Origin of the sequence: Flavobacterium sharifuzzamanii (assembly GCF_003254585.1) — a bacterium.
GTDB classification, from domain to species: domain Bacteria; phylum Bacteroidota; class Bacteroidia; order Flavobacteriales; family Flavobacteriaceae; genus Flavobacterium; species Flavobacterium sharifuzzamanii.
In genome coordinates, this window is sequence record NZ_QJGZ01000039.1 from 157,553 (window position 1) to 179,231 (window position 21,679).

Annotated in this window: 24 protein-coding genes and 1 tRNA gene; 3 read left to right on the plus strand and 22 right to left on the minus strand. The window is 33.5% G+C overall.

All coding sequences use genetic code 11. The features are described from left to right. Nucleotides 1–4: 4 nt before the first annotated feature. From DMA14_RS13515 to pdxA, 10 genes are all read right to left on the minus strand, one after another. A complete protein-coding gene (locus DMA14_RS13515) occupies nt 5–298 on the minus strand; it encodes a PepSY-like domain-containing protein (protein ID WP_111365742.1) in 294 nt (97 codons plus the stop codon). 17 nt (nt 299–315) lie between these two features. Next, on the minus strand, nt 316–606 hold the full coding sequence (locus DMA14_RS13520) for a hypothetical protein (RefSeq protein WP_111425158.1): 291 nt from the start codon (nt 604–606) through the stop codon (nt 316–318). 26 nt (nt 607–632) lie between these two features. Further along, on the minus strand, nt 633–929 hold the full coding sequence (locus tag DMA14_RS13525; RefSeq protein WP_111365738.1) for a hypothetical protein: 297 nt from the start codon (nt 927–929) through the stop codon (nt 633–635). Nucleotides 930–1,004: 75 nt separating this feature from the next. Continuing rightward, nucleotides 1,005–1,301, minus strand: a complete 297-nt coding sequence (locus DMA14_RS13530) for a hypothetical protein (protein WP_111425159.1) — start codon at nt 1,299–1,301, stop codon at nt 1,005–1,007. Between the two features lie 371 nt (nt 1,302–1,672). Next, entirely contained in the window at nt 1,673–3,019 is a 1,347-nt protein-coding gene (gene accC / locus DMA14_RS13535; protein WP_111425160.1) for an acetyl-CoA carboxylase biotin carboxylase subunit, read from the minus strand. A gap of 108 nt (nt 3,020–3,127) precedes the next feature. Then, nucleotides 3,128–3,613: an acetyl-CoA carboxylase biotin carboxyl carrier protein gene (accB, locus tag DMA14_RS13540; RefSeq protein WP_095928350.1), complete on the minus strand. Its 486-nt coding sequence runs from the start codon at nt 3,611–3,613 to the stop codon at nt 3,128–3,130. Nucleotides 3,614–3,636: 23 nt separating this feature from the next. After that, nucleotides 3,637–4,635 carry a beta-ketoacyl-ACP synthase III gene (locus tag DMA14_RS13545; protein WP_111377464.1) on the minus strand — a complete coding sequence of 333 codons (999 nt, stop codon included), beginning with the start codon at nt 4,633–4,635 and terminating at the stop codon, nt 3,637–3,639. A 175-nt stretch (nt 4,636–4,810) separates the two neighbouring features. Beyond that, nucleotides 4,811–5,005: a 50S ribosomal protein L32 gene (gene rpmF, locus DMA14_RS13550; protein WP_008465217.1), complete on the minus strand. Its 195-nt coding sequence runs from the start codon at nt 5,003–5,005 to the stop codon at nt 4,811–4,813. A gap of 9 nt (nt 5,006–5,014) precedes the next feature. Next, a complete protein-coding gene (locus DMA14_RS13555) occupies nt 5,015–5,557 on the minus strand; it encodes a YceD family protein (RefSeq protein WP_111425161.1) in 543 nt (180 codons plus the stop codon). 105 nt (nt 5,558–5,662) lie between these two features. After that, a complete protein-coding gene (pdxA, locus tag DMA14_RS13560; protein WP_111425162.1) occupies nt 5,663–6,712 on the minus strand; it encodes a 4-hydroxythreonine-4-phosphate dehydrogenase PdxA in 1,050 nt (349 codons plus the stop codon). A gap of 57 nt (nt 6,713–6,769) precedes the next feature. Between pdxA and DMA14_RS13565 the strand changes: the two genes are divergently transcribed. After that, on the plus strand, nt 6,770–7,360 hold the full coding sequence (locus tag DMA14_RS13565) for a riboflavin synthase (protein ID WP_111425163.1): 591 nt from the start codon (nt 6,770–6,772) through the stop codon (nt 7,358–7,360). A gap of 36 nt (nt 7,361–7,396) precedes the next feature. Here the strand turns inward: DMA14_RS13565 and DMA14_RS13570 are convergent, their stop codons facing one another. Then, entirely contained in the window at nt 7,397–7,636 is a 240-nt protein-coding gene (locus DMA14_RS13570; RefSeq protein WP_111425164.1) for a hypothetical protein, read from the minus strand. Nucleotides 7,637–8,055: 419 nt separating this feature from the next. Between DMA14_RS13570 and DMA14_RS13575 the strand changes: the two genes are divergently transcribed. After that, nucleotides 8,056–9,042: a DNA cytosine methyltransferase gene (locus DMA14_RS13575; RefSeq protein WP_111425165.1), complete on the plus strand. Its 987-nt coding sequence runs from the start codon at nt 8,056–8,058 to the stop codon at nt 9,040–9,042. Here DMA14_RS13575 and DMA14_RS13580 read toward each other — a convergent pair. The 6 genes from DMA14_RS13580 to DMA14_RS13605 form a co-directional block, all read right to left on the minus strand. After that, complete coding sequence (locus DMA14_RS13580) at nt 9,039–9,458, minus strand: very short patch repair endonuclease (protein WP_111425166.1); 420 nt, start codon at nt 9,456–9,458, stop codon at nt 9,039–9,041. The two genes, DMA14_RS13575 and DMA14_RS13580, sit on opposite strands and share 4 nt — an antisense overlap. A 169-nt stretch (nt 9,459–9,627) precedes the next feature. Next, complete coding sequence (locus DMA14_RS13585; protein ID WP_111425167.1) at nt 9,628–10,029, minus strand: helix-turn-helix domain-containing protein; 402 nt, start codon at nt 10,027–10,029, stop codon at nt 9,628–9,630. 224 nt (nt 10,030–10,253) lie between these two features. Beyond that, nucleotides 10,254–10,327: transfer RNA gene (locus DMA14_RS13590), tRNA-Ile, on the minus strand. Between the two features lie 146 nt (nt 10,328–10,473). Further along, a complete protein-coding gene (gene mce, locus DMA14_RS13595) occupies nt 10,474–10,878 on the minus strand; it encodes a methylmalonyl-CoA epimerase (RefSeq protein ID WP_111425168.1) in 405 nt (134 codons plus the stop codon). A 5-nt stretch (nt 10,879–10,883) separates the two neighbouring features. Beyond that, the gene (locus DMA14_RS13600) at nt 10,884–13,250 is read right to left on the minus strand and encodes a hypothetical protein (RefSeq protein WP_111425169.1); all 2,367 of its coding nucleotides are present in this window, start codon (nt 13,248–13,250) and stop codon (nt 10,884–10,886) included. Then, nucleotides 13,210–14,118 (minus strand): hypothetical protein, encoded by a 909-nt coding sequence (locus DMA14_RS13605; protein WP_111425444.1) that lies wholly within the window; start codon nt 14,116–14,118, stop codon nt 13,210–13,212. The genes DMA14_RS13600 and DMA14_RS13605 overlap by 41 nt, the downstream gene beginning before the upstream one ends. A 270-nt stretch (nt 14,119–14,388) precedes the next feature. Between DMA14_RS13605 and DMA14_RS13610 the strand changes: the two genes are divergently transcribed. Beyond that, the gene (locus DMA14_RS13610; protein ID WP_111425170.1) at nt 14,389–16,077 is read left to right on the plus strand and encodes an Ig-like domain-containing protein; all 1,689 of its coding nucleotides are present in this window, start codon (nt 14,389–14,391) and stop codon (nt 16,075–16,077) included. Here the strand turns inward: DMA14_RS13610 and DMA14_RS13615 are convergent. From DMA14_RS13615 to DMA14_RS13635, 5 genes are all read right to left on the minus strand, one after another. Continuing rightward, on the minus strand, nt 16,074–16,841 hold the full coding sequence (locus DMA14_RS13615) for a nitrilase family protein (protein WP_111425171.1): 768 nt from the start codon (nt 16,839–16,841) through the stop codon (nt 16,074–16,076). The two genes, DMA14_RS13610 and DMA14_RS13615, sit on opposite strands and share 4 nt — an antisense overlap. Nucleotides 16,842–16,877: 36 nt before the next feature. Further along, the gene (locus DMA14_RS13620) at nt 16,878–17,654 is read right to left on the minus strand and encodes a DeoR/GlpR family DNA-binding transcription regulator (RefSeq protein ID WP_111377477.1); all 777 of its coding nucleotides are present in this window, start codon (nt 17,652–17,654) and stop codon (nt 16,878–16,880) included. 268 nt (nt 17,655–17,922) lie between these two features. Then, nucleotides 17,923–18,669: a succinate dehydrogenase/fumarate reductase iron-sulfur subunit gene (locus DMA14_RS13625; protein WP_111365707.1), complete on the minus strand. Its 747-nt coding sequence runs from the start codon at nt 18,667–18,669 to the stop codon at nt 17,923–17,925. 95 nt (nt 18,670–18,764) lie between these two features. Beyond that, nucleotides 18,765–20,765: a fumarate reductase/succinate dehydrogenase flavoprotein subunit gene (locus tag DMA14_RS13630; RefSeq protein ID WP_111425172.1), complete on the minus strand. Its 2,001-nt coding sequence runs from the start codon at nt 20,763–20,765 to the stop codon at nt 18,765–18,767. Nucleotides 20,766–20,776: 11 nt separating this feature from the next. Next, nucleotides 20,777–21,442 (minus strand): succinate dehydrogenase cytochrome b subunit, encoded by a 666-nt coding sequence (locus DMA14_RS13635; RefSeq protein ID WP_111425173.1) that lies wholly within the window; start codon nt 21,440–21,442, stop codon nt 20,777–20,779. Nucleotides 21,443–21,679: the final 237 nt, after the last annotated feature.

Below are 21,679 nucleotides of genomic sequence, written 5' to 3' on the forward strand. Positions count from 1 at the left end.
TTAATTATTTCTTGATGATGTTACCAGAAGCATCTGTAAAAATAGTATACTTCTTGTCTCCACTTGAAATTTCAAGTTTATACTCGTTTTTATCGTTTTTATAAGCTTTTTCTAGCTTAGTGTTTGGAAACGATTTTTCAACTGTAGACTTCACAGCTGCCGGTATTTGGTCTGCTGCTACTTCTGTAAATGCATCTTGAAAAATTACTGATTGAGTAATTGAGATTGCTGGAAGAACTGCAGCATTTACTGAAAGGCTTCCTAAAACAATCGCTGCTGATAAAACTAACTTTTTCATAATATTTGTGGTTTAAATTATTTTTTAAGAATATTACCAGAAGCATCTGTGTAAACGATCGATTTTTCTCCTCGAACGGTTATCTCAATTTTATACTCCTTTTTATCATTTACCCATGCTTTTTCAAGCACTACACCAGGATAAGCTTCATCTAAGCCTTTCTTTACAGCTGCCGGAACTCCGTCTACTTCTTTATATCCATCCTGATCATTAACTGTCTGTACCATTGGGCTAGTTACAGCAGTGGTTTCTGCATGCATCGACAAACTGCCTAAAACAATTGCTGCCGATAAGATTAACTTTTTCATAGTTATAGTTTAAGGGTTAGACTTAATTATTTTTTAATCCAAGTTCCATCTGCATTAGCAAAAAGATTTCCTGTTTTATCTCCAACAGTTACTTCAAGCTTATATTCAGATTTTGTGTTTTTAAACGCTTTAGAAAGCACAGCATCTGGATATGCTTTTTTCAGAGCGTCTGTTACAGCTGTTGGAAGCTCTTCCAATTTAATTTCTGTATAATCATCTTGGATAGAGATTGTTTTTACGATTGTATTTGAAATTGGAGAAGTTGAAGCAAATGATGTTAAACCTCCCAAAACGATTGCGGCTGATAAAAATAAATTTTTCATGATAGTTGTTTTTTAATATAGTTAATTTGATCTTAGTATTCTTGATCCGGATTTTCACAAGACCTTAGTTTAAGATTATTGTTTAATCCAAGTTCCGTCTGCATTTGCAAAAAGGTTACCCACCTTGTCACCAACAGTTACATCAAGTTTATACTGAGCTTTTTCGTTTTTGTATGCTTTAGTAATTACCGCTTCTGGATATGCTTTTTTCAAAGCGTCAGTAATCGCTGCTGGTAATTCTTCTAATTTGATTTCTGTGTATTCGTCTTCAATAGAAATCGTTTTTACAGTAGTATTTGCTACTTGTGTAGTTGAAGCGAATGAAGTTAAACTTCCTAAAACAATTGCGGCTGATAAAAATAAATTTTTCATAACGTATATATTTTAATTAATAGTTGTTTACGTTTGAAGTAATGAAATTATTATGCCGTAAAGAAAAAGAGCCGTGCCAAAGATCATAAAATCCTGTATTTAAAGACTTTATGTCAAATATACCAAAAAAAGAAATACAGTGAAAGGTGTGTAAAAGAGAAAATAAGTGTGTAATAAGTAAACACTTAAAGTGTAACCTTGGTAGAAATTCCAATTTTTTAAATTCCAAATTCCAAAGCTTAGATTAATGCTCTACGTTTCAAGTTCCACGTTTAAGGTTTTAACATTGGAATTTGGGATTTGTTTTATTGGAATTTAAATAAAGGAGATCTTAAAACAAAAAAGGCTTCCAAATTTGGAAGCCTTTTTGATTATTCTGGACTATTCATTTTAAATGTTTCCATAAATGCAGTTGTATAATCTCCTGCAATATATTTTGGATCATCCATTAATTGTCTGTGGAAAGGGATTGTAGTTTTCACACCCTCGATTACGAACTCATCCAAAGCTCTTCGCATTTTGCTGATAGCTTCTTCACGAGATTGTGCAGTTGTAATTAACTTAGCAATCATAGAATCGTAATTTGGCGGAATGCTATATCCTGAGTAAACGTGAGTATCTAAACGAACTCCGTGTCCTCCTGGCATATGAAGCGTAGTAATTTTTCCTGGTGAAGGACGAAAATCGTTATAAGGATCTTCTGCATTAATACGAACCTCAATAGCGTGTAATTGTGGAAGGTAGTTTTTACCAGAAATTGGAATTCCAGCAGCAACCATAATCTGCTCACGGATCAAATCGTAATCGATAACTTGTTCTGTGATCGGGTGCTCCACCTGAATACGAGTATTCATTTCCATGAAGTAGAAATTTCTGTGTTTGTCAACCAAAAATTCCACAGTTCCAGCTCCTTCATATTTAATGAATTCAGCAGCTTTTACAGCAGCCTCTCCCATTCTTGTACGAAGATCGTCTGTCATGAAAGGTGAAGGTGTTTCTTCAGTTAATTTTTGGTGACGACGTTGAACAGAGCAATCTCTTTCAGAAAGGTGACATGCTTTTCCATAAGAATCTCCAACAACTTGAATTTCAATATGACGTGGCTCTTCAATAAGCTTCTCCATATACATTCCGTCATTTCCAAATGCTGCAGCAGCTTCTTGACGTGCACTTTCCCAAGCTTTTTGAAGCTCTTCTTCTTTCCAGATGGCACGCATACCTTTTCCACCACCACCAGCAGTAGCTTTCATCATAACTGGATAACCAATTTCTTTAGCTACTTTTTGTGCATGTTCGTAAGATTCTAATAATCCGTCAGAACCTGGCACACAAGGAACTCCTGCCGCTTTCATTGTAGCTTTTGCAGAAGCTTTATCTCCCATACGGTCGATCATTTCTGGAGCAGCACCGATAAATTTAATTCCGTGCTCTTGACAGATTTTTGAGAATTTAGCATTCTCAGAAAGAAATCCATAACCTGGATGAATTGCATCTGCATTTGTAATTTCTGCAGCTGCAATAATATTTGACATTTTCAAATACGATAAGTTACTCGGAGGAGGGCCAATACAAACCGCTTCGTCTGCAAATTTAACATGCAAACTTTCTGCATCGGCTGTAGAGTAAACTGCAACAGTTTTGATTCCCATTTCCTTACATGTACGAATTACACGAAGTGCAATTTCTCCTCTATTCGCAATTAATATTTTTTTAAACATCTTATTTTAATTAGATAATTAGACAATTTGATAATTAGATAATTTTAGATGATTAACAAAACTTTTTTCGAACCATTCTAAAATCTAAAATCTAAAATCTAAATTTATTTATGATGGATCTACTAAGAATAAAGGTTGATCAAATTCTACTGGAGACATATCGTCTACAAGAATTTTTACAATTTTACCAGAAACTTCAGATTCGATTTCGTTGAATAATTTCATTGCTTCAATTACACAAAGAACATCACCTTTAGATACAGTGCTTCCTACTTCTGTGAAAACAGGTTTGTCTGGAGATGGTTTTCTATAGAATGTTCCAATGATTGGAGATTTTATAGTAATATATTTAGAATCGTTAGCAGCTGGTGCTTCTGGAGTTACACTTACAACTGTTGGAGCTGTAACTTGTGGAACTGCCGCTTGAGGTAAAGCTGCCTGAGCAGGTAATTGCTGTACGTAAGTTGCTTCAGTTACATTAGTTTCTAAAGTTGTTCTGATCGTGATTTTTACATCATCCATTTCTAACTTCACTTCTGCAACGCCCGAATTTGCAACAAATTTGATTAGGTTTTGAATTTCTTTTAAATCCATAATGATTCGTTTTTAGTTTTAATTTATTTCTTATCGTAAGCCCACTTTAAATAGATAGATCCCCAAGTGAATCCACCACCAAAAGCGGCAAAGATAATGTTATCTCCCTTTTTAAGTTTACTTTCAAAATCAGCCAATACTAATGGCAAAGTTCCAGAAGTAGTATTACCGTATCTTTCGATGTTTACTAGAACTTTAGATTCGTCTAATTCCAATCTTCCAGCAGTAGCATCAATAATACGTTTATTAGCTTGGTGTGGCACTAACCAGTCAACATCTTGATTTGTCAAATTATTTCTTTGCAAAATCAATTCGCTGGCATCTGCCATATTAGTCACAGCATATTTGAAAACAGTTTTACCGTCTTGCATAATATTGTGCTGTCTGTTTTTTATAGTTTCTTCTGAAGGTGGAATTAAAGAACCTCCTGCTGGGATTTTAAGAAAATCTCTCCCTACACCGTCACTTCTTAAATACTCATCCTGCAATCCTAAACCTTCATAATTTGGTTCAAAAAGAACTGCACCAGCTCCATCTCCAAAAATAATACAAGTTGCTCTGTCTGTATAGTCTACAATTGATGACATTTTATCGGCACCAATTAAAAGCACTTTTTTGTAACGTCCTGACTGAACATACGCTGCAGCGGTTGACATTCCGTACAAGAAACTTGAACATGCAGCTTGCAAATCATATGAAAATGCATTTGTTGCTCCAATTTCTGTTGCAACATAGACTCCTGTAGAAGCCACCATCATATCTGGTGTTGCAGTTGCCATTATAATCATATCAATCTCAAGCGGATCAATATTAGCTTTTGCAATCAAATCCTTTGCAGCTTGTATCGCAAGGTACGATGTACCTTTATCAGCATCTTTAAGAATTCTTCTTTCTTTAATTCCTGTTCGAGCGGTAATCCACTCATCATTGGTATCAACCATTGTTTCTAATACTTGGTTCGAAAGAACGAAGTCAGGAACATAAGCTCCAACAGCGGTAATTGCGGCTGTGATTGTATTCATTATATTCTATTATTTTCTTTTCAAATTGTGATTAATTTGAAAAATTTTTAAAAGACCCGAAAATTACAAAAAAAAACGTAACGAATTTGTCTATATTTTCCTAAAAAACGAAAATTATAACCAACAAAAAAAACTCTCACTATGTGAGAGTTCTAGTATAATTTACAAAAACGTATTAAGCAACCGCTTCAGATTTATCGATAACAACTTGCCCTCTGTAGTACATTTTACCTTCATGCCAGTAAGCTCTGTGGTATAAATGTGCCTCACCTGTAATAGGACATGTAGCGATTTGAGCTACAGTAGCTTTGTAATGTGTTCTTCTCTTATCTCTTCTTGTTTTCGAGGTCTTTCTCTTAGGATGTGCCATTTTACTATATTATTTATCCGTTAATAGTTTCTTTAATTTTTCCCAACGCGGGTCAATATCTTCTTCTTTGTTACTCTCTTCTTTTTGTTCTTTTACACTTAATTCATTCAGTTTTGTCAAAGCTTCTGTTTGCAGACTTCCGTCTTTAACACCTGGATGAATTCTCTTCTGCGGAACAGAAAGCGCGATCATTTCATAAATATATTGTGCAATATCTATTTCATGTTCACCATGTGGTAAAATCAACAACTCTTCATTATCATCATTAAATTCTTCTCCAAAGCGAACAATCAGTTTCATTTTCCCTTTTATAGGTAAATCAAAATCTTCGCCAGTTAAATCACAAGGCACATTTACCGTTCCTTTGTGTTTGAATTCTAACTCTAACATATTACTCTTCTTATCGAAAAGCAAATTGACTTTAATATCTGAACTTTGAAACTCATCGTACTCAAAGTCCTTAAAGAACGTGTTATTTATTTGATACTCAAAATGGTGTTTTCCTAGTTTTAATCCTACGAAAGGAATTAAAAATTCTTTTGTTTTGCTCATTTCAACATCAATTTGATCAATTCAATTCTAAAACTAGATATCTGAATTGGGGTGCAAAGATATAAAATTATTACAAATCTAATAATCTTATTCACCTTTTTTTGTTTATAACTGTTTTTCTTTTATTTTAAGAGGTTTTTGGCTAATCTCCTCATACTGATTACGCGAGCGAAAAATATCGATCGCAAGATAGACTGCTTCCTTAAATGAATTGTAATCTGCCATGTCTTTTCCTGCTATATCATAAGCTGTGCCATGGTCTGGAGAAGTTCTAACCTTATTTAAACCTGCCGTATAATTCACTCCTTTTCCAAAAGAAAGCGTCTTAAATGGGATTAATCCTTGATCGTGATACATTGCCACGATAGCATCATATTTTTCATATTGAGAACTTCCAAAAAAACCATCTGCAGGAAATGGCCCAAAAACCATAGTTCCAGAATCGAATAATTTTTTAAGAACAGGTTTTAAAACCAACTCATCTTCTTTTCCAATCACACCACCATCACCAGCATGCGGATTTAATCCTAAAACTGCAATTTTTGGCTTAACTATACTAAAATCCTGAATTAAAGATTTTCTAATAGTTTCTATTTTTTTAGTAATCAATTCCTCTGTCAAATGAGAAGCGACCTCGTTTAATGGCACATGATCTGTAATCAAACCCACTCGCAAATTGTCTTGAACCATCATCATCAAAGCATCTCCTTCTAGTTCCTGATTCAAATAATCGGTGTGGCCAGGAAATTTAAAATCTTCAGACTGTATATTATATTTATTAATAGGAGCCGTAACCAGAACATCTATTTCACCATCTTTCAACGCTTTTGTTCCCGCTACAAAAGATTTAATTGCATATTCACCGATTTTAGGATCATTTACTCCAAAATTTATATCAACACCTTCTCTCCAAAGATTCAGAACATTTACCTTTCCTGGAATAATCTGATCTAATTTATCAACTCCGTGAAATTGAATTGTCGATGTAAAACTTTTTCTAACGAAGGAAAGAATTTTAGCATTTGCAAAAATAACCGGCGTACACAATTCCAACATACGAGAATCTTCGAATGTTTTCAGTATAACTTCGCTTCCAATACCGTTTAAATCTCCAACTGAAATTCCAACAATTATATTTTCTGCTTTTTTATTCATGAGCTCAGTTTATTTATTACTAATTTTGATGTGCAAATTTAGTAAAATAAAACCACAATGTTCACAGGAATTATAGAAACACTCGGTAAGGTTCACGAAATCAAAAAAGATCAAAACAATCTTCACATAACAGTTGACGCATCAATAACCCACGAATTAAAAATAGATCAGAGCGTTTCTCATAACGGAATATGCCTTACGGTTGTAGCGATTAAAGATTCTCTTTATACTGTAACCGCAATTGATGAAACTATTTCAAAAACCAATATCGGCGATTGGAAAACTGGTGATATTGTTAATTTGGAAAGAGGAATGAAGCTTGGAGACCGCTTAGACGGCCATATCGTTCAAGGTCACGTAGACCAAACGGGAACTTGCATTAAAATTGAAGAAGCAAACGGAAGCTGGAATTATACTTTTGAGTATGATAAAAACCAAAACAATATCACAATCGAGAAAGGCTCAATTACAGTAAACGGAGTTAGTCTTACGGTTGTAAATTCTAAAACTAATGAATTTAGTGTTTCAATTATTCCGTATACTTATGAGAATACCAACTTCAAAGATTTCAAAGTTGGAACAAAAATCAACCTTGAATTTGATGTAGTAGGAAAATACATTTCTAGACTTTATTCTATAAACAAATAACATCCAAATATTTTTTCCATAAAAAAAGCTTCAATATTAAATTGAAGCTTTTTTTATTTTATTTTTATATATGGCAACAGCACCTAAAGCTAAGCCTCCTATAAGAAGAAAACTTATATTTTGATTTATTGGAAACTGTTCTGGACATCCAAAACAAGGATCTTCAGCAGTTTTGCTGGCATTACCAGGTTCAGGAAGCTGTTCATTTGCTGTAACCAATGAAACATTTAACAATAATAAGGCAATTACTAAAAATGGGGCTTTTAGATTTTTCATAATTTCAAGCTATTATAAACAGCAAGTCTAATAATTATTTACAAAATATTCCTCGATAGAAATTACCTACAAGTAATCTACCATCTCAAAAATCTAAGACAAAAGTATAAGTTTTTTGCTCAAAAGCAACTTTTAAATTAAAAAAGACGAAACAAATTTTAACATTTTTATTTCCACTCTCTATTAATCCTTTTCAGAAAACACTCTCAGAGATGACCGCTTTTTTTATTCCCGCCTATAAGAATCACAAGCTTATAGGAATTTCCTGATTTTAACAAAACTGCTTTTTTCTTAGAAAAACTATTACATTTAATTTACACAAGAAAAGAACTTTATATTCATTTCTAACCACATATATAGAATATACCCAATTTAATATATTTGCACAATTCAAACCTATTACAACCAGAATCACGCACATGAAAAACAAATACACAGTCGGAAGTTTATATGCAGGTGTAGGCGGTATCTGTTTAGGTTTTGAAAACGCTGGATTTAAATTAGAATGGGCAAATGAGTTTGACAAAAAAGCATGTGTAACTTATAGAAATAATTTTGAACACAAACTTATTGAAGGCGATGTAATGCAGCTTGATGTGAAAAAGCTCAACAAAATAGACATTCTTACCGCTGGATTTCCGTGTCAGCCTTTTTCTCTTGCTGGCCATCGAAAAGGTTTTAACGACAGCAGAGGAAATCATTTCTTTAAAATATTAGACTTTATTGATGAAATGCGACCTAAAGTGGTTTTCCTTGAAAATGTCAAAAATCTTAAAGGACACGACAAAGGAAACACCATGAAAGTAATTCAGCGCGAAATCAAAAAGCGCAATTATACTTTTGACAGCGCCATACTGAACACCAAAGATTTTGGAAACATTCCGCACAATCGGGAACGTATTTTTATGGTTGCTTTTGACAAAAATTTCGTCAAAAAAGGTTTTAAATTCAATTTTCCGGAAAAAGAAGAATTAACGCAAAAAGTTACCGATTTAATCACAAAAGAAAAAGTCGATAAAAAATTCTATTATACCGAAGATAAATATATGTACAACATGCTGAAAGAAGCAGTTGTGAGAGAAGACAGAATTTATCAGTTTAGGAGACAGTATGTACGAGAAAACAAAAAAGAAGTTTGCCCTACTTTAACAGCCAATATGGGAACTGGCGGCCATAATGTCCCAATTATTACAACTGAATTCGGCTTTAGAAAACTAACCCCAAGAGAATGTTTTCGTTTTCAAGGTTTTCCTGACAGTTACAAATTACCTAAAATTTCCAATTCTAGCCTTTACAAGCAAGCAGGAAATTCGGTAAGTATGCCCGTTATCGAAAGACTTGCCTCAGAAATATTCAAATGCATTGAAAAAATCGAAGCCAAACAATTAAAAGCAGAAAAGGTCTAAATACTCAAAAGCATTATTGTTCCTTCAATTCTAGCGAGACAAACTTCTAGATTCTTCTCAATTTCTTTACTCCAAAACCTCAAAATCGTCCAATTTTCAGAAATAAGAAAAGCATTAACCTCTTCATCTCGCTCTATATTTCTTTGAATTTTTGGAATCCAGTATTCGCGATTTGTTTTAATTCTTAACTGTTCAGTTTCCCAATCTTTTCCATGAAAAAATTCACTGTCAACAAAAATGGCAATTTTATATTTGGCAAAAGTAAGATCAGGCCTTCCAAATACTTTCTTATTGTTTTTTCGGTATCTGTGACCCAATTTCCACAAAGCTTTTGCAAGCCTTACTTCGCCTTTTGTAGCAGTGCTTTTTATCGCCTGCATAGTTTTCCTCCTCTGTTCGGGAGTTAATCTATCCATCTGAAGATTAAATTTGTTTTGGATGGATAAAGTTAAGAGATTTTAGGAAAAGTAAAGTTTAATTTTTGATGTGGAAAATTTCAATTTTCACATTTACAAAGCGTCAAAAAACAAAAAAGCCTGTACATTTCTGCAAAGGCTTTGTGAATAAGGATTATCCCTAAATTATTTATTTGATTAGCTTTTCAAGCTTTTGCATCATTTCATCTTTCTCTTTCAGCATGCGCTCATACAAAGCAATTTTTTCTTCGTGAAGTTTTAAAATTTCTTGTAATGGATTAACATTGTAAGTGCCACCAGAATTACCGATGAATGCTTCATTGTGAAAAGTATTAGAAATAACATTTATCGCTTGCTCCTCATCAAAATTCTGAAAAGCTTCAACAGGAATTTTTAATACAGCAGAGATTTGTTTCAGCAAGCTTTCTTCAATTACATCTTTCTGCTCCAGCATAGAAATCTTCTTTTGATTCCATTCTTCTCCCAAATCATAAGCCAATGCCTCTTGCTTTATATTAAGCATTTCTCTGAAACGTTTTACGTTTCTTCCTTGATGTATTTTTTGTTCCATAATGAATATTAATTTTTCTAAAGCCCTAAATACAAAGCCTCGCGAATTAAAAATCTGATTTTCAAAGATAGAAAAATATCCTTTAAAACATTCTTTTGTCAGATATTATCGATATTTTGGAAAGATTTTTCTTTTAAAGAATTGAGGCAGATGCACATATTTTTTTTGTAGTAAGAAAACAAAAAAGCCTTTACATTTCTGTAAAGGCTTTTATTCTAAAAGAGTGGTCCCACCTGGGCTCGAACCAGGGACCACCTGATTATGAGTCAGGTGCTCTAACCAGCTGAGCTATAGGACCGGTTTAGAGGATGCAATATTACTACTATTTTTCATTCACTCCAAATATTTTAAGACATCATTTTAATTTAATTTTAAAACTTTTGTCGAATTTCAAAAACGAAATTGATTTTCAACATCTTATTTAAAAATTAAAATGACATTTTTTTATTTAATTTCTTGGCAAAGCTCGACCAAAACGCCATTTGTGTTCTTCGGATGCAGAAAAACGACCAATTTATTATCGGCTCCTTTCTTGGAAACTTCATTAATCAAGACAAAACCTTCACTTTTTAAACGTACAATTTCAGCTTCGATATCATCAACATCAAAAGCGATGTGATGAATTCCTTCTCCTTTTTTCTCCAAAAATTTAGCAATCGGACTTTCTGGATTTGTTGCCACCAAAAGTTCGATTTTATTATTTCCTGTCTGAAAGAAAGAGGTTAACACGCCCTCGCTTTCTACAGCTTCCATTTTATAAGACGGAACACCAAGCATTTTTTCGAACAAAATATTGGCATCTTCCATGTTTTTTACTGCAATCCCGATATGCTCTATTTTATTTACCATTTCTCTTATCTTGATTGATTTATATAAGTATTAAAGTAACCACACTCTGCAATTACATCTTGATAATATTTCGTATCAGAATAATCTTTTCTTAAAGCTTTGAATGAGTTCCAAGCAATAAAATTAACTTTATCATCTTGAATTTCCCAGTAGCTATTTACGGTATTGTATTTTTTATTGTAATAATCATTTCTTTCACATTTCGAAATCAAGTACAAACATTTTGCTTTTTGTTCTTTGTTTGAAGCCGCTTCAAAAGCCTTTTGGTAATACATTTTAGAAACTGAATTATTTGTAATCATTTCTTTCATTGAATCTCTAAAGGAATATGGACTTGACCCGTAACCTACAATACTCATTTCATAAAAAGTTCTTCCGTTTCCAAAATGAGAAATATTATAAAAGGCATTCCCTAACAAAAGACTGTTCGTGTAAACATCTTCTTTCTGAGCCAGTTTATCCTGCATTTCTTTTATTGTAGTTAAGAAATCCATGAAAGTATATTTTCTTTTCTGGTACGCCGCATGCTCACAGTCGTGGCAATCTTTAATATTTCCGTTAAACGGGTTTCCTAAGAATTTAACATACTGAACAGAATCGGTTTGTTTCATAAATTCAATCGCTTCTGGAATTTTATTTTTAAATGTCGCCTGAACCGCCTGAAAGTTATTAATATCTTTCAATTTCAAACTATAAATTCCTGCGCCAATTTTTTCGATTTCAGATTTATTAGATTTTTCTAAAAAGCTTTTTATTGCCAGCAAATTCTTTTCATTGTCATAATAAGCATTTCCGTCATTCCAATAACTATAGCGTGATTCTCCATAAATCTCAGCCATAACCTGATCTCCTTTTTCTTTATACAAATGCGACAAATAGCTTCTGCTCCATGAAGAAGCATTTTGATAACGAAATTCGCTTCCTTTATAACTTTTAGGAAGTTCATAATACAGCCAATTTAAATCAGCTAAAATAGTTTTCTCATTTTTATCTGTCAGCTTATCAATCTTGCTTAAGTTGTTTACAAAACGCAATAAACGAAGCTGCATTCCTGCCAATTCTGTTTTCGGAAGTGTTTTTTCAGCTTTCGTATAATTCTTATCTGCATTGGCATAATCGCCTTTTAGCGTTTGAAGATATCCAAGTGCAATATCCCATAAATATGGTTTATCGGTATTCCCTGCAGCAGAAATTTTTGCAATTAAATCAACTGCGCTATTATCAACCTTTGTTTTATTTTCAGTTTTATTTTCGGCAACAGTCTGCGGTTTTGGTTTCTGATTCTCTCCTTGCCCATCAATCTGAAACGAATTATTTATTTTTTGCTCTAGCGAATTAACCAATCTTGTTCCTAAATAATTTAGATGTTCGCTCTTTGGATCTAATTCATAGATTTTTTCAATCGCTTGTTTTTCATCTTTATAATATCCGTGAATTGCCCAAAGTGCTGCTTTTTCTTTGTTCGTTTTGGCCATTGCCAAAGCCTTAGTCCAATCTGACTCATTTTTCGGCTTGAAACTATAAGCTGTAACGACTCTTAATTCTGGACATTTATCAAAAACCTGAGCATATAAATAGTTTGAAGTTGCATATTTTTTCTGCTTATAATTAATTCCTGCAACATACGCCAAAGCACGATAATACAAAGTATTCTTTGCAACAGAACTTTCGGTTTTATTAAAAAAGTCAATCGCTTTTTGCTTGTCGTTACTATAAAAACGCGCTTTCATAGTCAGGAACCAATATCTGTTTTTCAAAAACGGATCCGACAAAGTATTGTATACATTTTCGATAGATTGGATCATTTTAGCGTCATTGAAAGTTTTTGCCACAACAGGATCATAACTCCAATAATCATCTCCAATCGAAACCGTTTCTATCTTTTGAGCCAAATACAAAAATTCGATAAAGTTTTTTACTTTCTCATCTTTCAAATTCAACTTTTTGCCCCATTTCTGAGAGCTTTTATTTTCCTTTTTTGTTTTATAATAAACATGCAAACCCTCAATTTCTTCTTTGTTTTTGATAGCATCTTTTTCATCAGAATAATATCTTGGCTTTTCATCTCCAATCAAAAAATAATTAACGGTTGTTGTATCTGCTTTTCCTTTAAGATAATCTGCCCAATCTGATTTTATTTTTTTATTGAAACGAGAATTGTGCTGAGTATCAAAACCAATTCCATAAAAAATTCCGCCCGATAAAAACAAAGGCGAGTATGATTTGTCAGCAAAAGTTTCTGGAGTAAAATTTGAATTATAAGCACCGAAATAATCCCAATCTCCGTCTGCACAGGCATAAATTATTCCGCAGGCAAAAAGGAATGCGGCACTAAAACCAAGAAACAACTTGCTTAAAAATATTCTTTTCATAATTATTTAAATTGAATTCGTCTAAATCGTAAAATATAATTTCGTTTGGCTTTTCGACAAGATTATCTTGCAAATCTTCTGCCATTTCTTTTAAATCTTCTGTTTTAATTTCCTCTATTTTCAGAAGATCATTTTCTTCATAAAAAACACCATTTTTATAATTGGAATGTTTTGCCCTAAAAAAAATCGGACTTGTTTTTTCAAAATTGGAATCCTTTTCTAATGCTGCAATGCTCATTTTAGAACGAAGCCCAATTACTTTATTCTCTCTTATGTGAACTCCCCAAGAATAAATTGGAAATGCAAAATCGAGATGCAGCGGATATTTCTTTAAACTTTTAAGATATCGCTCTGCTACTTTCTGATCGTAAATAGAATTTAAGGAATCTGGAGCAATCGATCCCATATTGTAATACATCAGAACTCCAGAATCTACATTTGGGATTTTTGTTTTTTTGAAGTATTTCACCTGATGCAAACGAATGGTAGCTGAAAGTTTCTTTTTCGAAAGTTTTTTAAAAACCTCTATAAACTTCAAATAATTGTCTTTGCTTTTTAATGTCCAATCGCAGTCTATTTGAATTTCCTGACAAGGAATTTTATTTTTTGAATTGATTTGTTCTATAAAATCAAACGTTTTTTGAGCCAGATCTTTTACATCAAGATTGGGTTGCAACATGACTTTGTTCTGAATAAAAACCACGGGAACAATCGTATATTCTTTTGGATTTTCTTCAAAACGAACGGGACTTATAGGAATAGGAAAGTTTGATTCTGGATGAAGTCCAATATCAAAATATCTTACGTAGAGTTTTTGGACATTGTTTTCTTTCAGCGCTTCTTTTTCTGTTTCAGAAAATTTAAACACTGTTTTCCAGTAATAAAAAGAGATTACAGGTTTTTCATTTTTAGTGCATGACAACATTAAAAAGAGAAACAAAACTGGAAAAAGTCGCTTGAACAAAACTTAGGAAAATTATATTTTAGTTCAAAAGTAAGAAATTATGTCATTTTAAAATATTGAAAACACTAAAATTTTAAAAGATTCACAAAAACTGCAAATCCTAATAAATGGATAAAAAATTTCAATTAAAGCAAATATAATCGTTATTTTGTGCAATCAAATTGAAAAACCGTTATGTTGAAAAACACCCTTAAATATATTGCATTTATAATTTTAATATCAATGATAAGCTGTGCCAAAAGAGGCAGCATTACCGGCGGTTTAAAAGACACACTTGCTCCTGTTTTAATTTCGAGTTTTCCTGAAAACTACAGTACAAATTTCAAAGGGAAGACCATCACTTTGAATTTTGACGAATATATCAAACTGAAAAACACCAATAAACAATTAATCATTTCTCCTCCGTTTAAAAACGAGCCATTAATCACACCTCAGAGTGTTAGTAAATTTATAAAGATTGAAATTCGAGATACTTTACAGCCAAACACTACTTACAGTTTAAATTTCGGGCAAGCAATTCAGGATAATAACGAAGGAAATGCTTTAAATCAATTTAAATATGTGTTTTCTACAGGAGCTTATATTGATTCGCTTAAATTGAGCGGAAGAATAAAAGATTCTTACGGAAAATATGTTGACAATTTTGTTTCTGTAATGCTGTACGAAGTAAATGATAAATTTAAAGATTCTACCATTTACAAAGAGTTTCCGCGATATATTACCAACACTTTGGATAGTATGCGAACTTTTCAGTTTGAAAATTTAAAAGAAGGAAAATATCTTTTGGTTGCTTTAAAAGACAAAGGATCAAACAATAAATTTAATCCAAAAGATGACAAAATCGGATTTTTAAAAAGCTATATCACAATTCCAACAGATACTGTTTACGAGTTAGAATTGTTTAAAGAAACGCTTCCGCTAAAAACTTTCAAACCAATTCAGGCTTCTGGAAACCGTTTGTATCTTCCGTATGAAGGGAAACAGAATTTCAAGAATTCAAAACCAAAAATTACACTAAAAAATGGCAATGAAGTTTTAGAAACTATTGTAACTCAATTTCCTAAAAAAGATTCGCTTCAAGTTTGGTATAAACCTGTTAAAGCCGACTCGTTATCAATGGAAGTCGAAAAAGGAAGCTATAACAAAAAGTTTTCTTTCAAAATTAAAGCTCTAAAAAAGGACACTTTAAACATTAAAGCAGTACAAAATGGCCAGCTTAATTTTAGAGAGCGTTTTACATTAGAGAGCGAAACTCCTTTAGTAAAGTTTGACAAATCTAAAATCAGATTGGTTAATAAAGATTCTGTTGCCGTTCCTTACACTACAGAATATGACGAATTTGACCAAAAACTATATATTGATTTCAAAAAAGAACCTTTAGATAAATATAGTTTTACTTTCTTACCAGGCGCTTTGACCGATTTTTACGAAAAAGCAAACGATACTTTATCATACAAACTCGCCACTAAAGAATATGCCGATTACGGAAATATTACACTGAACCTAAAAAATGTAAAACGTTTTCCTATCATTGTCGAATTGACCAATAAGAAAGGAGATGTTGTTTTAGCCGAAGGATATTCTGAAGGCACAACTACTCTAGAATTCAATTTATTGCAACCTGATGTTTTTACTGTTCGCATTATTTATGACGACAATAAAAACAAACAATACGACACTGGTAGTTTCTTAGAAAAGAGATATTCTGAAGAAGTATTTTACAACCAAGAAGAATTTGATGTCCGTGCCAATTGGGATCGAATCGAAACCATTGACCTAAGCATTCCGTTTAATCCAGAAGTCGAGAAAAAACAAGACGATAAAAAGAGAAAAGAAGCCGAAAAGAAACGAAAAGCTTTCTAAAGCCTAATTTCGAACTGATCTTTATCGCTTAAAAAGTCTAATTTTTTACGCGTTTCATACATGGTGTTTTTGTCTAATTCTATGACAAAGACACCATTTTTTTCTTGTGGCTCTAAAATATAATTGCCTAAAAAATCTATTGCCTGCGAATGACCAATATGTTCAAAATTATGAGCATCCTTCCCTATTCTATTTACTCCAATTACATAAGAAAGATTTTCTATTGCTCGTGCTTTTAGCAAAGCATCCCAACCATTGGTGCGTACTTTTGGCCAATTGGCCACATACAAAATAAGGTCGTAATTTTCTGCATTTCTCACAAAAACAGGAAACCTCAAATCGTAACAAATCTGAAGACATATTTTCCAATCTAGATAATCTACAATTACTTTTTGATTTCCGCGCGTATACACTTTATCTTCGCCTGCAAGAGAAAATGAATGACGTTTATCGTAATATTGAACTTCGCCAGACGGAAAAACAAAAATCATTCGATTATAATACTTTCCATTTTCTGCAATGACTACACTTCCTGTAATTGCTGTATTTTTTTGTTTTGCTTTAAACTTCATCCAACCAATTGTTTCGCCTTGCATAGTTTCAGCAACTTCAGAAGCATTCATTGTAAATCCAGTTGAAAACATTTCTGGAAGTACAATCAAATCTACGTTCGAATCAATCTCATTAATTTTTGAATCGAAGTTTTCTCTATTTTTACTGGCATTCTGCCAAAAAAGATCGGTTTGGATTAAAGCAATTTTCATTTTTATAATGGTATGAAAGTCAAAAACACCTTAAAATTATACGACAATAAGACTCGGAACGGCACTTTTATAAGCCTGCAGTTTTTCATGATTCGGCTCTACTTCTGTGATTACATAATTTACCTCAGATAAATTGGCAATTTTCATTTTAAGAACCGTATTTAATTTTTCAGTAATGGTTAAAACCGCTGTTTTTCTAGAAGCATTAATCATGGCTTTTTTCACCTGAACGGTTTCCCAGTCAGAATCTGAATAACCTCCCTCAACATCAAGAGCATTTGTTCCTAAAACCAAAAGGTCTGCTTTTATGCTCGCTAATTGCTGAAAAGCTTCTCCGCTCACACACATTTGGCTGTAAGAAGAAATACTTCCGCCAATCATAATGGTTTTAATATTAGGTTTATCTAAAAGCTGAACAGCCGTTAAAGCAGTAATAGTAAAAACAGTCAGATTAAGATCGTTTGGTATTAAACGGATAAATTCACGAATGGTAGTTCCTCCGTCAACAATTAAAACCATTCCATCATGAAGAAGATCTACTGCTTTTTGCGCAATAACTTGTTTCGCTTCTACTGCATAAGTCTGATTCAATGAAGAATAGTGATAACCTTTGGTCATAGCACCACCTTTTACTTTAATTATAAGTGCTTCGGCATCAAGTTCGTTTATATCACGTCGAACGGTATCCTCAGAAACACCAAGTTTTGCCGAAAGAGTTTCAAAACTCACGCGCGTATGCAAGTTGATCTCTTTTAGGATATGATTTTTACGTTCTTCTTTGCTGTAATTTAAAACTTCATTTTCAGTGCTCATGCCAATTATTTTTTTCTTCTTACAAAAATAAACATTTCAACAAACAATTCATCGAAACAAAAAATCAAATTAGCGCATTACATCAATTTAAAACTCAACAGGAACACTTTTACTCCAAAAGCCAAAAATCACTTATCTCAAACCCTTTTATACAATAAATCGAGAACTTATATAGATATTAACCCAATTACAGAATAAATTGATAGAAAACAAAAAAAACGCTTCCGTCGTAACGGAAGCGTTTTCTAAATATATACTAAATTGTGTATTATCCTTTTAAGCTTGCTGCTAAATACTCACGGTTCATACGTGCGATATTTTCAAGCGAAATTCCTTTTGGACATTCGATTTCACAAGCTCCTGTATTTGTACAGTTACCGAAACCTTCTAAATCCATTTGGTGAACCATGTGTAAAACACGATCTGTTGCTTCAACTTTACCTTGTGGCAATAGTGCATATTGAGAAACTTTTGCAGCAACGAATAACATTGCTGAAGAGTTTTTACAAGTTGCAACACAAGCTCCACAACCAATACAAGCTGCAGCGTCGAATGATTTGTCTGCATCGTCTTTTGGAACTGGAATAGTATTCGCGTCGATTGTATTTCCTGAAGTATTTACAGAGATAAATCCTCCAGCGTGCTGAATTCTATCAAAAGAACTTCTGTCAACTACTAAATCTTTAATTACAGGGAAAGCTTTTGCTCTAAATGGCTCGATAAAAATTGTATCGCCATCTTTAAACATACGCATGTGCAACTGACAAGTTGTAACTCCTCTGTCTGGTCCGTGCGCTTCTCCGTTGATGAATAAAGAACACATTCCGCAAATTCCCTCACGACAATCGTGGTCAAATGCTACTGGCTCTTCTCCTTTGTTGATTAAACCTTCGTTAAGAACGTCTAACATTTCAAGGAAAGACATGTCTGGTTCGATTCCATCGATAGGATATTCTACAATCCCTCCTTTATCTTGAGCGTTTTTTTGACGCCATATTTTTAATGTAAGTTTCATACCTTTTTCGTTTGAAAGTCATAAAGTCGAAAGTCGAAAGTCGCTCGGCACATTTTGCCTTTTGACTTTAAGACTTTGGGCTTTCGACCAAATTCTTATTTATAACTTCTTTGAACTAATTTAATGTTTTCGTAATTAAGAGGTTCTTTGTGCAATACTGCATCACTTGGTTTTCCTTTGTATTCCCAAGCTGCAACGTATGCAAAGTTTTCGTCGTCACGAAGTGCTTCCCCTTCTTCTGTTTGATACTCCTCACGGAAGTGACCTCCACAAGATTCGTTACGGTGTAAAGCATCTTTCGCGAACAATTCTCCTAATTCTAAGAAATCGGCAACACGAGTTGCTTTTTCTAATTCTTGATTAAATTCGTAAGCACCTCCAGGAACTTTTACATCTTTATAAAACTCTTCACGTAAAGCAGCAATTTCTTCGATAGCTTCAGTTAAACCTTTAGCATTACGAGCCATACCTACTTTATTCCACATAATTTTTCCAAGTTTTTTATGGAAATAATCTACAGAATGTTTACCGTTGTTATTGATGAATTTATTGATTTGATCTACAACCGCTTTTTCAGCTTCAACGAATTCTGGTAAGTCTGTAGAAATTTCTCCCATTTTAATATCTGGAGCTAAATAATCTCCGATAGTGTATGGCAATACGAAATATCCATCAGCTAAACCTTGCATTAAAGCAGAAGCTCCAAGTCTGTTTGCTCCGTGATCAGAGAAGTTAGACTCTCCAATTGAGAAACATCCAGGAATTGTAGTCATTAAGTTATAATCAACCCAAGTTCCACCCATTGTGTAGTGAACCGCTGGGTAAATCATCATTGGTGTAGTATAAGGATCTTCGTCAACGATTTTGTAATACATTTGGAATAAGTTTCCGTATTTACTTTTCACGATTGCAGCTCCTAATCTAGTTACCAAAGCAGCATCTTTATCATCTAAACCTTTTACATAAGCATCTTCAGTTCCGTAACGTTTGATAGCTGCTGCGAAATCTAAGTAAACTGCTTCTCCAGTTTTGTTAACTCCAAAACCAGCATCACATCTTTCTTTAGCCGCACGAGACGCAACGTCACGAGGCACTAAGTTACCAAACGCAGGATATCTTCTTTCTAAGAAATAATCTCTTTCGTCTTCAGATAAATCAGTTGCTTTTTTCTTTCCTTCACGGATTGCCTGAGCGTCTTCTAATTTTTTAGGCACCCAAATACGACCGTCATTACGCAAAGACTCAGACATCAAAGTCAATTTAGACTGGTGATCTCCTGAAACTGGAATACATGTTGGGTGAATTTGCGTGTAGCAAGGATTTGCGAAAAACGCTCCTTTTTTATGAATTTTCCAAGCTGCTGTTGCGTTACTTCCCATAGCATTTGTTGAAAGGAAAAATACGTTTCCATATCCTCCAGAACCAATTACTACCGCGTGAGCAGAATGTCTTTCTATTTTTCCTGTGATTAAGTCACGAGCGATAATACCTCTCGCTTTTCCGTTCACGATTACAATGTCAAGCATTTCGTGACGGTTGTACATTTTAATTTTTCCACGACCAATTTGACGGTTCATTGCAGAATAAGCTCCTAACAATAATTGTTGTCCTGTTTGACCTTGTGCGTAAAATGTACGAGAAACCAAAGTTCCTCCAAAAGAACGGTTATCTAAAAGTCCGCCGTATTCACGAGCTAATGGCACCCCTTGAGCCACACATTGGTCGATAATATTACCTGAAACTTCAGCCAAACGATAAACGTTTGCCTCACGAGCACGGTAATCACCACCTTTTACAGTATCATAAAACAATCTGTAAATAGAGTCACCGTCACCTTTATAGTTTTTTGCCGCGTTGATACCTCCTTGTGCAGCAATAGAGTGCGCACGACGTGGAGAATCTTGGAAACAGAATGCTTTTACGTTATATCCTAACTCAGCCAAAGTAGCCGCAGCCGAACCTCCAGCCAAACCTGTACCAACTACGATAATATCTAAATTACGTTTGTTAGCAGGGTTTACTAAATTAATATGATCTTTATAATTTGTCCATTTGTCCGCTATAGGACCATTTGGAATTTTTGAATCTAATGCCATTATAATTGATATTAATTATTGAAATGATGAAATAAAGCGATAATTACGAAAAGCGCTGGAACTACAACTGCAAACCAGTAACCTACTTTTGATAAAAATCTTGAGTATTTGTTGTGCATCCCTACAGATTGAAGAGAAGATGCAAACCCGTGCCATAAGTGAAATCCTAAAAGGATGAAAGACACACAGTATAAAGCTGTACGAATTGGGTCGTGAAATTTGTGAACTAACTCACCATAATACCTTGTAGCATCTGGCGCTGTACCTGCAATATATTTGTAGGTAACTTCAGGAAACCAGAAATCATAAAAGTGCAATCCTAAGAAAGCTAAAATAACCAATCCAGAAATAATCATATTTCTAGAACTCCAAGAAGCATTCGCAGCTCCGTTGTATTTAGCGTACGCGATTGGTCGTGCTGCGCTGTTTTGAGCCGTAAGAATAAATCCCATTACGAAGTGGAAAATTACTCCAATTGCCAAAATTGGCTGCATTACGTACTGAATCAGCGGATTGTATCCCATAAAGTGAGAAGCTTCATTGAAAACGTCTTCACTAATAATAGAAATAAAATTTAAGGAAACATGCAGCGCTAAAAACGTGATTAAGAATATTCCCGAAAGAGCCATAGCTACTTTCTTTAAGATGGAAGCATTCAATAGTGCAGATTGTGCCATAAGTGTTAAGTAGTTTGTTTTAAAAAATTACACAAAAATAATTCAATTACAAAAGAACTACAACCATTTCGCTCTTATTTATAATGATTTTAAAATAGCCTTGTTCTACGTACTTTTACGTACAGAAACAAAGTTGCTAAAAAATAATTCACTATAGCAAACCGCAAAACACTGCTTTTTAACCAATAGCAAGAGAATTCAATTCTAAGTAGATTACCAAAAATTTATCATATTGTT

Coding starts and splice junctions, on each gene's coding strand:
- DMA14_RS13515 (WP_111365742.1), bottom strand. CDS start 298: ATGAAAAAGTTAGTTTTATCAGCAGCGATTGTTTTAGGAAGCCTTTCA.
- DMA14_RS13520 (WP_111425158.1), bottom strand. CDS start 606: ATGAAAAAGTTAATCTTATCGGCAGCAATTGTTTTAGGCAGTTTGTCG.
- DMA14_RS13525 (WP_111365738.1), bottom strand. CDS start 929: ATGAAAAATTTATTTTTATCAGCCGCAATCGTTTTGGGAGGTTTAACA.
- DMA14_RS13530 (WP_111425159.1), bottom strand. CDS start 1,301: ATGAAAAATTTATTTTTATCAGCCGCAATTGTTTTAGGAAGTTTAACT.
- accC (WP_111425160.1), bottom strand. CDS start 3,019: ATGTTTAAAAAAATATTAATTGCGAATAGAGGAGAAATTGCACTTCGT.
- accB (WP_095928350.1), bottom strand. CDS start 3,613: ATGGATTTAAAAGAAATTCAAAACCTAATCAAATTTGTTGCAAATTCG.
- DMA14_RS13545 (WP_111377464.1), bottom strand. CDS start 4,635: ATGAATACAATCACAGCCGCAATTACCGCTGTTGGAGCTTATGTTCCT.
- rpmF (WP_008465217.1), bottom strand. CDS start 5,005: ATGGCACATCCTAAGAGAAAGACCTCGAAAACAAGAAGAGATAAGAGA.
- DMA14_RS13555 (WP_111425161.1), bottom strand. CDS start 5,557: ATGAGCAAAACAAAAGAATTTTTAATTCCTTTCGTAGGATTAAAACTA.
- pdxA (WP_111425162.1), bottom strand. CDS start 6,712: ATGAATAAAAAAGCAGAAAATATAATTGTTGGAATTTCAGTTGGAGAT.
- DMA14_RS13565 (WP_111425163.1), top strand. CDS start 6,770: ATGTTCACAGGAATTATAGAAACACTCGGTAAGGTTCACGAAATCAAA.
- DMA14_RS13570 (WP_111425164.1), bottom strand. CDS start 7,636: ATGAAAAATCTAAAAGCCCCATTTTTAGTAATTGCCTTATTATTGTTA.
- DMA14_RS13575 (WP_111425165.1), top strand. CDS start 8,056: ATGAAAAACAAATACACAGTCGGAAGTTTATATGCAGGTGTAGGCGGT.
- DMA14_RS13580 (WP_111425166.1), bottom strand. CDS start 9,458: ATGGATAGATTAACTCCCGAACAGAGGAGGAAAACTATGCAGGCGATA.
- DMA14_RS13585 (WP_111425167.1), bottom strand. CDS start 10,029: ATGGAACAAAAAATACATCAAGGAAGAAACGTAAAACGTTTCAGAGAA.
- mce (WP_111425168.1), bottom strand. CDS start 10,878: ATGGTAAATAAAATAGAGCATATCGGGATTGCAGTAAAAAACATGGAA.
- DMA14_RS13600 (WP_111425169.1), bottom strand. CDS start 13,250: ATGAAAAGAATATTTTTAAGCAAGTTGTTTCTTGGTTTTAGTGCCGCA.
- DMA14_RS13610 (WP_111425170.1), top strand. CDS start 14,389: ATGTTGAAAAACACCCTTAAATATATTGCATTTATAATTTTAATATCA.
- DMA14_RS13615 (WP_111425171.1), bottom strand. CDS start 16,841: ATGAAAATTGCTTTAATCCAAACCGATCTTTTTTGGCAGAATGCCAGT.
- DMA14_RS13620 (WP_111377477.1), bottom strand. CDS start 17,654: ATGAGCACTGAAAATGAAGTTTTAAATTACAGCAAAGAAGAACGTAAA.
- DMA14_RS13625 (WP_111365707.1), bottom strand. CDS start 18,669: ATGAAACTTACATTAAAAATATGGCGTCAAAAAAACGCTCAAGATAAA.
- DMA14_RS13630 (WP_111425172.1), bottom strand. CDS start 20,765: ATGGCATTAGATTCAAAAATTCCAAATGGTCCTATAGCGGACAAATGG.
- DMA14_RS13635 (WP_111425173.1), bottom strand. CDS start 21,442: ATGGCACAATCTGCACTATTGAATGCTTCCATCTTAAAGAAAGTAGCT.